The 13,345-nt window shown below is 69.1% G+C and carries 13 protein-coding genes; 5 read left to right on the top strand and 8 right to left on the bottom strand.

What is annotated here, in order from left to right; all coding sequences use genetic code 11:
* Positions 1-47: 47 nt before the first annotated feature.
* Positions 48-506 carry an NUDIX hydrolase gene (locus DBV35_RS26545; protein WP_108663384.1) on the bottom strand — a complete coding sequence of 153 codons (459 nt, stop codon included), beginning with the start codon at positions 504-506 and terminating at the stop codon, positions 48-50.
* A gap of 309 nt (positions 507-815) precedes the next feature.
* Between DBV35_RS26545 and DBV35_RS26540 the strand changes: the two genes are divergently transcribed.
* Complete coding sequence (locus tag DBV35_RS26540) at positions 816-1,694, top strand: protein-methionine-sulfoxide reductase heme-binding subunit MsrQ (RefSeq protein ID WP_108663383.1); 879 nt, start codon at positions 816-818, stop codon at positions 1,692-1,694.
* 4 nt (positions 1,695-1,698) lie between these two features.
* Here DBV35_RS26540 and modC read toward each other — a convergent pair whose 3' ends face one another.
* The 7 genes from modC to DBV35_RS26505 form a co-directional block, all read right to left on the bottom strand.
* Entirely contained in the window at positions 1,699-2,790 is a 1,092-nt protein-coding gene (gene modC, locus DBV35_RS26535) for a molybdenum ABC transporter ATP-binding protein (RefSeq protein ID WP_108663382.1), read from the bottom strand.
* A complete protein-coding gene (modB, locus tag DBV35_RS26530; protein ID WP_108663381.1) occupies positions 2,787-3,485 on the bottom strand; it encodes a molybdate ABC transporter permease subunit in 699 nt (232 codons plus the stop codon). Before modB ends, modC begins: the two co-directional genes overlap by 4 nt.
* A 3-nt stretch (positions 3,486-3,488) precedes the next feature.
* Positions 3,489-4,280, bottom strand: a complete 792-nt coding sequence (gene modA / locus DBV35_RS26525; protein ID WP_108663380.1) for a molybdate ABC transporter substrate-binding protein — start codon at positions 4,278-4,280, stop codon at positions 3,489-3,491.
* Between the two features lie 63 nt (positions 4,281-4,343).
* On the bottom strand, positions 4,344-4,712 hold the full coding sequence (locus tag DBV35_RS26520; RefSeq protein WP_211100052.1) for a winged helix-turn-helix domain-containing protein: 369 nt from the start codon (positions 4,710-4,712) through the stop codon (positions 4,344-4,346).
* 63 nt (positions 4,713-4,775) lie between these two features.
* A complete protein-coding gene (locus DBV35_RS26515) occupies positions 4,776-5,441 on the bottom strand; it encodes a TetR/AcrR family transcriptional regulator (RefSeq protein WP_205648882.1) in 666 nt (221 codons plus the stop codon).
* Positions 5,438-6,499 (bottom strand): dihydrodipicolinate synthase family protein, encoded by a 1,062-nt coding sequence (locus DBV35_RS26510; RefSeq protein ID WP_108663378.1) that lies wholly within the window; start codon positions 6,497-6,499, stop codon positions 5,438-5,440. The genes DBV35_RS26515 and DBV35_RS26510 overlap by 4 nt, the downstream gene beginning before the upstream one ends.
* A 163-nt stretch (positions 6,500-6,662) precedes the next feature.
* Positions 6,663-8,048, bottom strand: a complete 1,386-nt coding sequence (locus DBV35_RS26505; RefSeq protein WP_108663377.1) for an aspartate aminotransferase family protein — start codon at positions 8,046-8,048, stop codon at positions 6,663-6,665.
* 258 nt (positions 8,049-8,306) lie between these two features.
* On the opposite strand from DBV35_RS26505, the gene DBV35_RS26500 reads away from it, so the two are divergent.
* From DBV35_RS26500 to DBV35_RS26485, 4 genes are all read left to right on the top strand, one after another.
* Positions 8,307-10,019 carry an SMP-30/gluconolactonase/LRE family protein gene (locus DBV35_RS26500; protein WP_205648881.1) on the top strand — a complete coding sequence of 571 codons (1,713 nt, stop codon included), beginning with the start codon at positions 8,307-8,309 and terminating at the stop codon, positions 10,017-10,019.
* Positions 10,020-10,038: 19 nt separating this feature from the next.
* Positions 10,039-11,094 carry an ABC transporter ATP-binding protein gene (locus DBV35_RS26495; protein ID WP_108663376.1) on the top strand — a complete coding sequence of 352 codons (1,056 nt, stop codon included), beginning with the start codon at positions 10,039-10,041 and terminating at the stop codon, positions 11,092-11,094.
* Positions 11,091-11,891, top strand: coding sequence for an SDR family NAD(P)-dependent oxidoreductase (locus DBV35_RS26490; protein WP_108663375.1), 801 nt, complete (start codon positions 11,091-11,093; stop codon positions 11,889-11,891). Before DBV35_RS26495 ends, DBV35_RS26490 begins: the two co-directional genes overlap by 4 nt.
* 149 nt (positions 11,892-12,040) lie before the next feature.
* Positions 12,041-13,288, top strand: coding sequence for an extracellular solute-binding protein (locus DBV35_RS26485; RefSeq protein WP_108663374.1), 1,248 nt, complete (start codon positions 12,041-12,043; stop codon positions 13,286-13,288).
* The last annotated feature ends 57 nt before the right edge of the window (positions 13,289-13,345 follow it).

Genomic DNA, 13,345 nt, shown 5'->3' with positions numbered 1-13,345 from the left:
GTCAACCCTTCGCCGACGAAGAGCTGACTTGCACCGGGTCCGCGGCGTCAAAAATTCTGCAGGATCGCCTTGAGATTCGGTTCGGTCACCATCTGCGCCGCCTTCTTGGCCGGCACCCACTGGCGGGTGCGCTCACGACGCTCAGGATAGTCGCTGTCGAGACCCTGGACCTTGATTTCGTAGACCAGCACCTCGCACGGGACCCTGATGCCCGACTCCTCGCGCTTGTCATAGGTGTAGCGGGCGATCGGGCCGTCGGCGCTCGGCTTGCCCTGGACGCCGGCCTCTTCCCAGGCCTCCTGCAGCGCGCTGCCGACACCGTCCTGGCCGGGGATGGGCCAGCCCTTCGGCAGGATCCAGCGCTTGGAGCGGCGGCTCGTCACCAGGAGCACTTCACGCTCCTTGCCCTTCTGGCGCCAGCACAGGGCGGCCACCTGGAGGGGACGAGGGCGGCGCACCAGCGGCTGCAGCACCTCGTTGCGGATGGATTTGAGCACAGCTTTCATGTCGTTGGCGCGGGCCCACTCGTTACTGCATTCCAAGGAACGACGGCCACACAAACGGCTGGAACGCCACGGCCGCGCGGATGTCCACACGAAGAACACAATCGAAAAGGAAACATAAATGTAAACTGACTCTTCGCCTTCAGATAGGTCGGACGGGCTCTTTCCCAAGATTGTCGCGGTGCGTTTGTGTCACGGGAACGATCCCCGCGCGTTGAACTCGTTCAACATTCGCGTGATCCCCGCTCAACGTGGCACCGTGTCGACCATAGGTGTTGCCCGACGCGTTTCGCGCGACGAGGAGCGAATCTGATGCCAATCGCGACGTACCTGCCGTGGAATGACCGGCGCGGCCGATTCTCGTGGCTGCGGACGGTGGCGTTCGCGGCGGCGGTGGTGCCGAGCGTGTTCATCGTCAGCGCGCTGATCACGGGGCGCTATGCCGCCGAGCCGTACGGCGAGGCGACGCTGCTGACGGGGGAGTGGACGCTCTATTTCCTCATCGCCTCCCTCGCGGTGACGCCCTTGCGCCGGCTTCTCGGCTGGGCGCGCCTCGTCGGCATCCGCCGCCTGCTCGGCCTCACCGCATTTGCCTATCTCGTGGGCCATTTCGGCCTCTACATCGTCGACCAGGGCTTCGACCTCGCGATGGTGGCGAGCGAGATCGCGCTGCGGATCTATCTGACGATCGGCTTCGTCGCGCTCGTCGGCCTGTCGGTGCTCGCCGCGACCTCGTTCGACTCGGCGATCCGCCGGCTCGGCACGCGCTGGCGCCGGATCCACCAGGCGGTCTACGTTCTCACCCCGCTCGGCCTCCTCCATTATTTCATGCAGTCGAAGGCGGACGTGTCGCCGGCGGTGCTCCTCAGCGGCATCTTCATCGGGCTGATGCTCTATCGCGCGCTCGACGGGGTGCGCGCGCGCCATGGGGCGGCTGCTGCCGTTTTGGTGGTGGTGCCGCTCGCGGGCGTCGGGGCGGCGCTCGTCGAGTATGCATGGTACGCGCTCGGGACCAATCTGCCGGCCTGGCAGATCCTCCTGTCGAATGTCGATTTCAGCTACCAGATCCGGCCGATGTGGTTCGCGATGCTGATCCTCGCCCTGCCGCTGCCGGTTCTCCTCGTGCAGGAGATCCTGCGCCGGGCGGGGCCGGGCGCGCCGACGGGGCGTCCGGCGCGGGTGCGCGGCTGAGCCGTCAGAGGAGCCCGATATCCTGGCGCGACACGCTGGTCGCCTTCAGGATCGCGTAGCACGGCGCGCCGGGGGTGAGGCCGAGGGCCGCGACCGAGCGGCGCGTGACGCGCGCCAGAAGCCGGTCCTCCCCGGCGAGGAGGCCGACCGCCGCGCCCGGACCCTCGCCGACATGGATCGCCGTCACCGTCGCCGGCAGCACATTGAGCGCGCTGATCCCCTCGGGCGCGGAGCGGGCGAGGATGATGTCCTGCGCCTCGATGCGCAGGCGGATCGGGGCGCCCGGCGCGGCGTCGATGCGCGGCAGGAAGAGGTGCCCGGCGCTGACGGCAAGCTCGGTGAGGCCGTCGGCGGCGTGGTGGCCGACGATGCGCGCCGTCAGCACCGCGCCGGCGTCGCGGACGCCGAGAAGCGGCACGGCGTCGGGATCGGAGAGGACCGCGCCGGCCGGGCCCGCCCGCACGATCCGCCCGTGATCGAGCGCGATGACGGTGGTCGCGAGGCGCGCGACCTCGGCGAGCGAGTGGCTCACATAGAGGATCGGCACGTCCGTGTGATCGCGCAGGCGCTCCAGATAGGGGAGGATCTCGTTCTTGCGCACCTCGTCGAGCGCGGCGAGCGGCTCGTCCATGAGGAGGACGCGCGGGCTCGACAGGAGCGCGCGCCCGATCGCGACGCGCTGCTTCTCCCCGCCCGAAAGCCGTCCCGGTCGCCGGTCGAGAAGGTGCCCGATGCCGAGCATCGCGACGATCGGCCCGGTCTCGACGCGCGGGGCGCGGGCGGGCGCGAACCAGCGGCCAAAGGCGAGATTCTGCCGCACCGTGAGGTGCGGGAAGAGCCGCCCTTCCTGGAACACGTAGCCGACGCGCCGGCGGTGCGGGGCGATGGCGATGCCCCTCTCCGTGTCGAGGAGGACGGCGTCGCCGGCGACGATGCGGCCCGTCTGCGGTTGGAAGAGGCCCGCGACCGCGTTGACGATGGTGGTCTTGCCCGAGCCAGAGCGGCCGAAGAGGGCGGTGATGCCGGGCGGGGCGTCGAAGGCGACGTCGAGCGAGAAGGCGCCGAACGTGTGGCGGATCGCGATGTCGATGCTCATGCGCCGGCGATCCGTCGTGCCGCCCGCCGTGCCAGGATCTCGGAGGCGACGACCGCGCCCATCGACACGATCACCGAGACGACCACGAGGCGCAGCGCCTGCGGCTCGCCGCCCGGCACCTGGAGGAGGGCGTAGATCGCCGAGGGGATCGTCTGCGTCTCGCCGGGGATTGAGGAGACGAAGGTGATCGTCGCGCCGAACTCGCCCATCGCCTTCGCGAAACAGAGCACCGCGCCGGCGATGATGCCGGGGAAAATCAAGGGCAGCGTGACGACAAGGAAGGTCGTGACGCGGCTGGCGCCGAGCGTGCCGGCGGCTTCTTCGAGCTTCGGGTCCACCGCCTCGATGGCAAGGCGGATGGCGCGCACCATCAGCGGGAAGCCCATGATGGCGGTGGCGAGCACCGCGCCGGTCCAGCTGAACGCGAAGCTGATGCCGAAATTCTCATAGAGGAAGCCGCCGATCGGCCCGCGCCGCCCGAAGAGGACGAGGAGCATGTAGCCGGTCACGACCGGCGGCAGGATCAGCGGCAGGAGGACGATCCCGTTGACGATCTCCTTGCCCCAGAACTCGGTCCGGGCGAGGGCGAGCGCGACGAGGATGCCGATCGGAAGGCTGACGAGGGTCGCCCAGACGGCGACCCGGAGCGACAGCAGGACCGCGGTCCATTCGGCGGGGGAGATGAGGTCGGCCAATGGTCAGTCGATGACGGTGAAGCCCTGGCGCTCGAAGAGGGGCTGAGCGCGCGCCGACGAAATATAGTCGAGAAAGGCCGCCGCATCCACGTTGTCGGAATCGGCGATGAGGGCCGCCGGGTAGATGATCGGCGGGTGGGAATCGGCCGGGAAGGCGCCGACGATGGTGACGTTGTCCTCCGCCGCGGCATCCGTCGCGTAGACGATGCCGTAAGGAGCCTCGCCGCGCGCGACGAGGGCGAGGGCGGCGCGCACATTGTCGGCCTGGGCAACCTTCGGGGCGACCGAGTCCCAGAGGCCGAGCGCGGTGAGGGAGGCCTTGCCGTAGACGCCGGCCGGGACCGAATCGACGAGCGCCATCGCGAGATGCTCATCGGCGAGGAGGCCGGAGAGGTCGAAGCCGGGGCCGATCTCGACGGACGCGGCGTCCTTGCCGGTCGCGATGAGGACGATCGCGTTGCCGAGAAGGTCGCGGCGCGTGTCGGCCTTGATCAGGCCGTCGCTCTCCAGCGTGTCCATCCAGTCGGGGTTCGCCGAGATGAAGAGATCGGCGGGCGCGCCCTGCTGGATCTGGCGGGCGAGGGCGGAGCTGCCCGCATAGGAGATCGTCGCCGACTTCCCGGTCTCGGCCTGCCACTCAGCGCCGATATCGTCGAGCGCGTTCTTGAGGCTCGCGGCGGCGAAGACGACGACGTCGTCCGCGGCGGCGGGGCGGGGCGCCGCGACGGCGAGCGCGCCGCCGACCACGACGAGGAAGCCGCTGAGCAGGGTGCGGCGAGCGAGCCGTCGAAGCATGGGAGTCTCCAATCGATATGTCCGGCCGGGAATATCGACGAGGCGGGTGGGGTCGCGCAAGCGTTATTTCCCGCCGGATACATCCTTCAGCATCGACTCGATGGCGGCGATGTCTTCCTGGGCGGCCTCGTAGGCGCGGCCCTGGAGGCTGCGATAGTGGGCGAGGACGCGCTCGCCCTCGGCGGTGAGGCGCGCCCCGCCGCCGCTCGGCCCCCCGCGCACGCTGTCGACGAGCGGCTCCTCGAAGATGGTGTTCATGGTCTCGACGAGCGTCCAGGCGCGCTTGTAGCTCATGCCCATGCGCCGCCCTGCGGCCGAGATCGAACCCGTCTCGCGGATATGCTCCAGGAGGTCGGCCTTCCCCGGCCCGAGCATCGCGTCGTTGTTGAAGATCACCCGGAGAAAGAGGTTCGCCGTCGCGTTCTCGCCCATTGTCGCGCGCTCACCCCCTCGGAACGGTGCTTTGACCGGATCTTAGAGCGTGGCGGGGCGGCTTCAAAGGGGCGGGAGCGACGGGGCGGGGGCGCTGCGGTCGGTCATGTAGGCGAGGACCACGCCGATGATCTGTTCGCGGTAGCGCGCCACCGCGTCCGGGGCGTGGAGGTCGGACTCCAGGAACACCGAGAGGGTGTGGATGTTGGAGGCGTAGAAGAAGCAGAGCGAGGCAATGGTCGTGTAGAGCATCGCCGGGTCGAGCCCTTCGCGGAAGACGCCGTCCGCGACGCCGTGCGCGATGATCTCGCCGAGGAGGTCGACGAGCGGCATCTTCATCGCCGACAGCTCGGTCGATCCCTTGAGGTAGCGCGCCTCGAGGAGGTTCTCGTGCGCGAGTAGGCGCACGAATTCCGGGTGGTCCATCACATAGTCGAAGGAGAATTCCACGAACTTGCGGATCGCCGCGAGCGGGGGCTCGTGCGAGAGGTCGAGCGCGGTCTCGCGCTGGCGCAGGTCCCGATAGACCGTCTCGAGGGCGGCGACATAGAGCCCCTCCTTCGAGCCGAAATGGTAGTAGATGAGCTGCTTGTTGGCCGCCGCTTCGCGCGCGATCACGTCGACCCGCGCGCCGGCGAGGCCGCGGGCGGAGAATTCGCGCACCGCGGTGGCGAGGATGCGCTCGCGCGCCTTGGGCGCGGCCTCCGTCGCCGCCTCCGCCGCGCTCACCCGAGCCACCGGGAAAGGTTCGCCGCCACGAAGGAATCGTCGACGAGGCCGGGATGGTCGGCGGCGACGCGGGTGAGCTTCTCGGCCTGACCGGGGCCGAGCCCCTCGGCCGGGTCGAGGCACCAGATGCCTTCGAGCAGCCCCTGTCGCCGCAACACTTCGTGGCATCCGGCGATCACGCCGTGGAAGTCGTTCTCGACGTCGAACACGGCGGCGTTCATGTCGGTGACGGCGCTGTCGAGGGCGAGGAGGTCGGCGGGCACGGTGTCGGTTCCGGCGGCCGCGCGGCAGCGCTCGAAGATCTCCACCGCGCTTTTCGTCCAGACGCTCCAGTGGCCGAGAAGGCCGCCCTTGATCCGGATGCGGACCGTCTCCTCGCCGCGCCGGACGTCGAACGGGGTGAGGAGGTCGGCGACGATGTGGTCGTCATTGCCGGTGTAGAGCGTCACCCGGTCCTCCGCGCCCGCGAGGGCGACCCCGCGCACCACGTCGAGCGTGCGATAGCGGTGGAAGGGGGCGATCTTGATGCCGACGACGTTCGGGATCGAGGCGAAGCGGCGCCAGAAGGACTCGCTCAAGGGGAGGCCGCCGACCGCGGTCTGCAGGTAGAAGCCGAAGAGAGGGATCCGCTCGGCGACGCTCTCGCAATGGGCGACGAGGGCATCCTCGTCCGCGCCCTTGAGGGCGGCGAGGCTGAGGAGGCCGGCGTGATAGCCGAGGCCGACGGCGATGTCCGCCTCGCGGCACGCCTGCTCGGTCCGTCCGGCAAGGCCGGCGACGAGGGCGAGCGGGCGGTCGGTCCATGCGGCCGCCTCCTCGCGGGCGAGGGAGAGGACCGGCTCGTAGAGGCCGACATCGCGGATCGCGAACTGGGTGGTGTGGACGCCGACCGCGAGGCCGCCGACGCCGGCATCGATATAGTAGCGGGTCAGCGCGCGCTGGCGCCGCTCGTCGAGCGTGCGGTCGGCCGTGAGGGCGAGCGGGTGGGCCGGGATGACCGTGCCGGCGGAAATGATCGCGCGAACGCTGGCGGGAATCTCGTCGGCGCGGAGCGGCATCCGTCGGGTCCTCAAGGCGGGTGTCGGGCCGCAAGAGTAGAACAGCGGACGGGCCGACGGCAAACGGATTCAACCATCCGGTTGAATCACGATCACGTTGGTCGCGCCGTGGGCCGCGCCGCCGGCGGGCGGCGGCGCGGAATGTCGGGCGGAGCGCGGCGGCTCAGGCGGCCGGCATGCCCTTCTGCAGCCACTCGGTGGCGTCGGCGAGCGTCAGCTCGAAGCGGCGGACGAGCTCGTCGACCTCTTCCTCGGTGATGATCATCGGCGGGCAGAAGGCGACCGTGTCGCGGATCGCGCGGATGATGAGGCCGTGCTCGTGGCCGCGCTCGAAGATGTAGGTGCCGAGCTTGCCGGGGGTCTCGAACGTCGCCTTGGTGGCCTTGTCCGCGACGAGTTCCACGGCCCAGATGAGGCCGAGCCCGCGCACTTCGCCGACGAGCGGATGGTCGGAGAGGGCCTTGAGGGCGGCGCCGAGGCGGGCGCCGGCGCGCGAGGCGCTCGCGACGAGGTCCCGCTCTTCCATGATCTTCAGGTTCTCGAGGCCGACCGCGGTCGCGACCGGGTGGGCCGTCGCCGTGTAGCCGTGGCCGAACGTGCCGAGACGCTCGGTCTCGTCGGCGATCCCCTGGTACATCTTGTTGGAGATGACGAGCGCGGCGAGCGGCAGGTAGGACGAGGTGATCTGCTTGGAGAGGACGATGATGTCCGGCTTGATGTTGAACTGCTCGCAGGCGAACATCGTACCGGTCCGGCCGAAGCCGTTGATGACCTCGTCCGCGACGACCAGGATGTCGTACTTGCGGCAGATCTCCTGCACCTTCTCCCAATAGCCCTTCGGCGGGACGAGCACGCCGCCCGCGCCCATCACCGGCTCGCCGATGAAGGCGGCGACCGTCTCGGGCCCTTCGGCGAGGATCGTCGCCTCGAGTTCCTCGGCAAGGCGCGTCGCGAACTGCTCCTCGGTCTCGCCCGGATTGCCGTAGCGGTAGAGGTGCGGGCAGGTGACGTGGCGCACGAAGTCGAGTGGCAGGTCGAAGCCCTTCTGGTTCACCTGGAGGCCGGTGAGGCTGCCGGCGGCGACCGTGATGCCGTGATAGCCGCCATTGCGGGCGATGAACTTCTTCTTCTGCGGCCGGCCGAGCGCGTTGTTGTAGTACCAGACCATCTTCACGACGGTGTCGTTGGCTTCCGAGCCGGAGTTCGTGAAGAAGACGTGGTCGAGGCCCTCGGGCGTCATCTGCACGAGCTTCTCGGCGAGCTCGATGCCCGGCTCGTGCGCCTTGTGCGAGAAGGAATGGTAGTAGGGCAGGCGCGACATCTGCTTGGTCGCCGCCTCCACGAGGCGCTTCTCGCCGAAGCCGAGCGCGACCGACCACAGCCCCGCCATCGCCTCGATCATCTGACGACCCTGGTCGTCATAGACATAGATGCCCTCGCCGCGATCGATGACGATCGGACCCTGACGCTCGTGACGGCGCGCGTTGGTGTAGGGGTGGATGTGATAGGCGATGTCGCGCGCGGCGAGCGAATTCGGGTGCGCAGTCATGGGTCTTCCTGCTCGGTTGGCGAGATTGTCGGCGGCCCCTTTCCCCGGGCGATCCCGGGACGTCGGCCGTTCCACGATCCTCCCCTTCTAAACCACATTTGCCAGGAATGCTCGGCCGTTCGTGAAAGGCTGCGACAACCGTGATGCAGGGCTCCGCGATAAAGATTTGAAACTGAGTTCCAACTCGTGCTAGTCGACGCTCAAGGGAGAAGACAAACAAGGGATTACACTCAGTTGAGCCGTCGATCCGGAGCACGAGTGGTCGAGCCGCAGCCAGCGGTGGACGGGGATGAGGTCGGGCACGCCCCCGGCACGCAGGCGCTCGCGCGCGGCCTTCAGATCATGGAAGTCCTCGGCGCGACCCCCGGCTCGCTGCGCTTCACCGACCTGCAGGACAGGCTCGGCCTTCCGAAGGGCTCCCTCCACCGCCTCCTCGCGACGCTGATCGAAAGCGGCTATGTCGCGATCGAGGCGCGCGACCAGACCTACCGCCTCGGCTCGCGCCTCTTCGAGCTCGCCCACCGCGTCTGGGACACGACGGACCTGCGCGGCGCGGCCGAGCCCGAGATGGAGCGCCTCAAGGACCTCACCGGCGAGGCGGTCCGCCTCGGCATCCTCGACGCCGACACCATCCTCTATGTCGACCAGCGGGACGTGCCGCACGCCGTGCGCGTCAACAGCGCCGTCGGCGGCCGCGCGCCGCTCCACGCGAGCGCGCTCGGCAAGGCGATGCTCGCCCATCTGCCGACCGCGCGGCGCGCGGGGCTCCTCGCGCGGCTCGAACTGTCCCGCGCGACCGAGCACACCATCACCGACCGGGAGGCGCTCGCGCGCGAGCTCGATCTCATCAAGGGCCGCGGCTACGCGATGTCGGTGGAGGAGACGCACGACGGGGTGAACGCCGTCGCCGCGCCCGTGCTCGACCATCGGGCCGAGCCGATCGGCGCGATCGGCGTCGTCGCGCCCGCCTTCCGCCTGCCGGGCGAGCGTCTCCACGCCCTCGGTCGCGACGTGATCGAGGCCGCCCGCCGCATCTCGGGCAATGCGGGGGAGTCCGCCATGTCGATTTCCGTGAACCCGCGCCCGCTCCATGCGGTGCGCGACGATGTGAGCGTCGCGATCCCGTCGAGCGCCTTCCTCGGCGAGGGGCCGCACTGGGACAGCCGCACGGGCGAACTGATCTGGGTCGACATCCTCGCCCCGGCGGTGATCCGCGGGGACGTCGCGACCGGCACCGCGAAGGTGCTGCCGGTCGACGACATCGTGGGCGTCGCCGTCCCGCGCGCCAAGGGCGGCTTCCTGCTCGCGACGCAGAACGGCATCAAGACATTCGATCCGGAGACCGGCGTCTCGACCCTCTTCGCCGATCCGGAGGCCGACCGTCCCGGCAACCGCTTCAATGACGGCAAGTGCGACCGGCGCGGCCGGTTCTGGGTGGGCAGCCTCGCCCTCAACACGACGCCCGATCGCGGCGCCCTCTGGCGCGTCGATTCCGACGGGTCGGCCGTGCGCATGGACGACAGGATCCACGTCTCGAACGGGCTCGGCTGGAGCCCGGACGACCGCACCTTCTACTTCACCGATTCAGGCCGCCGCACGATCTACGCCTACGATTTCGACATCGCGGCCGGCACCGTCGCGAACCGGCGCATCTTCGCCGAGATCACCGAGGCGAGCGGCACGCCCGACGGCCTCACCGTCGACGCCGAGGGCTTCGTCTGGTGCGCCCATTGGGACGGGTGGTGCGTCACCCGCTACGACCCGGACGGCAAGGTCGAGCGCGTCATCGACCTGCCGGTCCCCCGGCCGACCTCGTGCGTCTTCGGCGGGGCGGACCTGTCGACGCTCTACGTCACGACGGCGCGCATCCGCCTCTCGGCGGGCGAACTCAAGGAAGCGCCGCTTTCGGGAAGCGTCTTCGCCATCCACACGAACATCAAGGGACTGCCCGAGACCCCGTTCGCGGGCTGATCGGGGAGGGAGAAACGCCATGGCCGAATTGAGGCTCAACAACGTGAAGAAGCGCTACGAGGCGGTGGAGGTGCTGCACGGCGTCGACCTCCACGTCCCGGACGGCTCCTTCACGGTCTTCGTCGGCCCGTCAGGCTGCGGCAAGTCCACCCTGTTGCGCCTGATCTGCGGCCTCGAGACGGTGACGGCGGGCGAGCTCGTCATCGACGGGCATGTCGTCAACGACGTGCCGCCGGCCAAGCGCGGCATCGCGATGGTGTTCCAGTCCTACGCGCTCTATCCGCACATGACGGTCGCCCAGAACATGGGCTACGCGCTGAAGCTCGCGGGCGAGCCGAAGGCGACGATCGCCGAGCGCGTCGCGAAGGCCGCCGCGATCCTGAAACTCACCGACTATCTGGAGCGCAAGCCCCGCCAGCTTTCGGGCGGCCAGCGCCAGCGCGTCGCGATCGGCCGCGCCATCGTGCGCGAGCCCTCGATCTTCCTCTTCGACGAGCCGCTCTCCAACCTCGACGCCGCGCTGCGCGTCGAGATGCGCATCGAGCTCGCGCGGCTGAAGGAGCGGCTCGGGACGACGACCATCTACGTCACCCACGACCAGACCGAGGCGATGACGCTAGCGGACCAGATTGTGGTCATGAATGCGGGCCGGATCGAGCAGGTCGGCAGCCCGATCGAGCTCTATGAGAACCCCGTGAACCGCTTCGTCGCGACCTTCATCGGCTCGCCGCGCATGAACATCATGCCGGCCGGGCCGCTGCGCGACCGTCTCGGCGGGCCGGACGCGGCCGAGGTGGGCGTGCGGCCCGAGCACACGCGGCTCGTCGAGCCGGAGAAGGGCGACGTCGCGGGCGAGATCATGCTCGTCGAGCGCCTCGGCAGCGACACCTACGCCTATATCGCCCTGCCGGAGCGGGAGGATCTCTTCCTCGTCCGCCTCGCGGGCTCGGAGACGGTGAAGCCCCACACGCGCACCGGCATCACCTTCGACCGCGAGCGCCTCCACTTCTTCGATGCCGAGGGACGCTCCCTCGTCGCGAAGGCCGCCCGCCCGCAGCTCGCGGCGGTGCAATGATCGCACTGAAAAGCGCCGTCGAGCCCGGCACGGCCCGCTACCCCTCGCTTGAGGGGCGGGTGGTGCTCGTCACCGGCGGCGGATCCGGCATCGGGGCGAGCCTCGTCGAGCATTTCGCCGACCAGGGTGCGGAGACGCTGTTCCTGGAGCTGAGCGAGGCGGCGGCGGAAAAGACCGCGACCGACATCGCCGAGCGCACGGGCAAGGCGCCGAAATGGCGCGCGGTGGACCTCTGCGACACCACCGCCACGAAGGCGGCGATCGAGTCGCTCGCGGCCGAGGCGGGCGGACCGATCACCGGCCTCGTCAACAATGCCGGGAACGACGACCGCCACCCCGCCCTCGAGGTGACGGCGGAGCTTTGGGACGAGCGCTTCGCGACCAATCTGCGCCACCAATTCTTCTGCGCCCAGGCCGTCCTGCCGGGGATGATCGCGGCCGGCGGCGGCGCGATCGTCAATCTCGGCTCCAACTCGTGGATGCAGGGTGCGCCCGGCCTCGTCGCCTACACGACGGCGAAGTCGGCGGTCGCGGGGCTCACCCGCTCGCTCGCGCGCGAGTTCGGCGACAAGAATGTGCGCGTCAACTGCATCGCCCCCGGCTGGATCCTCACCGAGCGCCAGGTGAAGCGGGCGGAGGCGATCTACCAGGGCAAGTTCGACGAGTATCTCGCGAAGCAATGCCTCAAGGAATTCCTCTTTCCGCCCGACATCGCGCGCCTCGCTCTGTGGCTCGTCGCGGACGACGCGCGGATGGTCACCTCGCAGACCTTCATCGTCGATGGGGGCGTCGTGTGAGGCGGGGCGGCGGACGGCCCTAGAGAAGACGGGATGGACGACGGCGACGTGTGCGCCGAGACCGATTGAAACTTGGTTCCAATTTCTTGCGGCGTCCGAGCCCACGGGCTAGAAATCGCCGCAGAAGGACAAAAACGGGAGGAAATCAGATGAAGCATTTCAAGCTGGCGGGAGCCGCGCTCCTCGCACTCGCGATCGCGACACCGGCCCTTTCGGCCGACGTCGAATTCATGTCGTGGACCTACACGGAGGACGGCGGCAAGGAGCAGATCGAGAAGATGGTCTCCGACTACGAGGCCGACAGCGGCAAGGATGTCGAGATCATCGGCTATGCCTGGAAGGACATGAACAAGAACACCTTCCTGCGCGCCCGCACCAACACGCTGCCGGACGTGAGCCAGGTTCAGGCCCGCTTCCTGCCGACGCTCGCCAACATCAAGGGCATCGTCGACCTCGACACCGTGTTCGACCGCGCCGAGCTCGAGAAGATGTTCGCGCCGGGCTTCCTCGCCTTCGGTGAAGTGGACGGCAAGCAGGTGGCGCTCCCCTGGATCGGCGGCACGATCGGCATGGTCGCCAACCGCAAGGTCCTGGAAGCCGCCGGCGTCGACGGCATTCCCGGAACGGTGGAGGAGTTCCACGCCGCGCTCGAGAAGATCCGCGACGCGGTGCCGAACTCGGTGCCCTACGCGATGGCCACCAAGAACCCGGACTCGATCGTCCTCGACTATCTGATCTGGGTCTGGACCCATGGCGGCGACGTGGTCGTCGACGGCAAGCCCGCGGTGAACTCTCCCGAGGCCGTCGCCGCGCTCGAATTCATGGTCGGCCTCATGAAGGACCGCCTCGCCGCGCCCGAGATCGACCGTCCCGACGCGCGCCGCCTCTTCGGCCAGGAAGCGTCCGGCTTCTATTTCGACGCCCCGTCCGCCAAGGGCTTCATCGGCCAGTTCTCCGGCCAGGGCGAGGCCTACGCGCCGAACATCGCGCCGATGGCGACGCCGGTGCTCGCCGAGGGCGACACGCCGCAGTCGATCCAGTGGGGCCACGTCCTCGTCCTTTATGGCGACGACAACGCGAAGCCCGACACGGCGGCGGCCGACTTCGTGCGCCACCTCCTGTCGGACAAGGAGCTCGTCGAATACGCCTACGCCAAGGGCGCGCTCCCCTCGACGGTGAGCGGGCAGGCGGCCGAGACGATCGCGAGCGACACCTACCTGTCCGAATGGGCGGCCGGTGCGCCCGCGCCCAAGCGCAACATCATCGCCTCCCTCTCCAACGGCTCGGAGGTCTCCGGGATCATCGGTGAGGAGGTGCAGGCGGCGCTCCTCGGCCAGAAGTCCGCGCAAGAGGCGGCCGACGCGATGCAGTCGCGCCTCGAGCAAGCCATCGACTGATCCGACGTTCCGCAAGGGCCGGCCGCGTCCACGGACCGCGGCCGGTCCATCTCGGAG

This window comes from Acuticoccus kandeliae, assembly GCF_003073115.1.
The sequence above is the reverse complement of the archived record's forward strand: the minus strand, read 5'-3'. Positions and strand labels throughout refer to the sequence as shown.

What these genes read in the sequence shown, in the direction of transcription:
- DBV35_RS26545 (WP_108663384.1), bottom strand. Translation starts at nt 506, where the DNA reads ATGAAAGCTGTGCTCAAATCCATCCGCAACGAGGTGCTGCAGCCGCTG.
- DBV35_RS26540 (WP_108663383.1), top strand. Translation starts at nt 816, where the DNA reads ATGCCAATCGCGACGTACCTGCCGTGGAATGACCGGCGCGGCCGATTC.
- modC (WP_108663382.1), bottom strand. Translation starts at nt 2,790, where the DNA reads ATGAGCATCGACATCGCGATCCGCCACACGTTCGGCGCCTTCTCGCTC.
- modA (WP_108663380.1), bottom strand. Translation starts at nt 4,280, where the DNA reads ATGCTTCGACGGCTCGCTCGCCGCACCCTGCTCAGCGGCTTCCTCGTC.
- DBV35_RS26520 (WP_211100052.1), bottom strand. Translation starts at nt 4,712, where the DNA reads ATGGGCGAGAACGCGACGGCGAACCTCTTTCTCCGGGTGATCTTCAAC.
- DBV35_RS26510 (WP_108663378.1), bottom strand. Translation starts at nt 6,499, where the DNA reads ATGCCGCTCCGCGCCGACGAGATTCCCGCCAGCGTTCGCGCGATCATT.
- DBV35_RS26505 (WP_108663377.1), bottom strand. Translation starts at nt 8,048, where the DNA reads ATGACTGCGCACCCGAATTCGCTCGCCGCGCGCGACATCGCCTATCAC.
- DBV35_RS26495 (WP_108663376.1), top strand. Translation starts at nt 10,039, where the DNA reads ATGGCCGAATTGAGGCTCAACAACGTGAAGAAGCGCTACGAGGCGGTG.
- DBV35_RS26490 (WP_108663375.1), top strand. Translation starts at nt 11,091, where the DNA reads ATGATCGCACTGAAAAGCGCCGTCGAGCCCGGCACGGCCCGCTACCCC.
- DBV35_RS26485 (WP_108663374.1), top strand. Translation starts at nt 12,041, where the DNA reads ATGAAGCATTTCAAGCTGGCGGGAGCCGCGCTCCTCGCACTCGCGATC.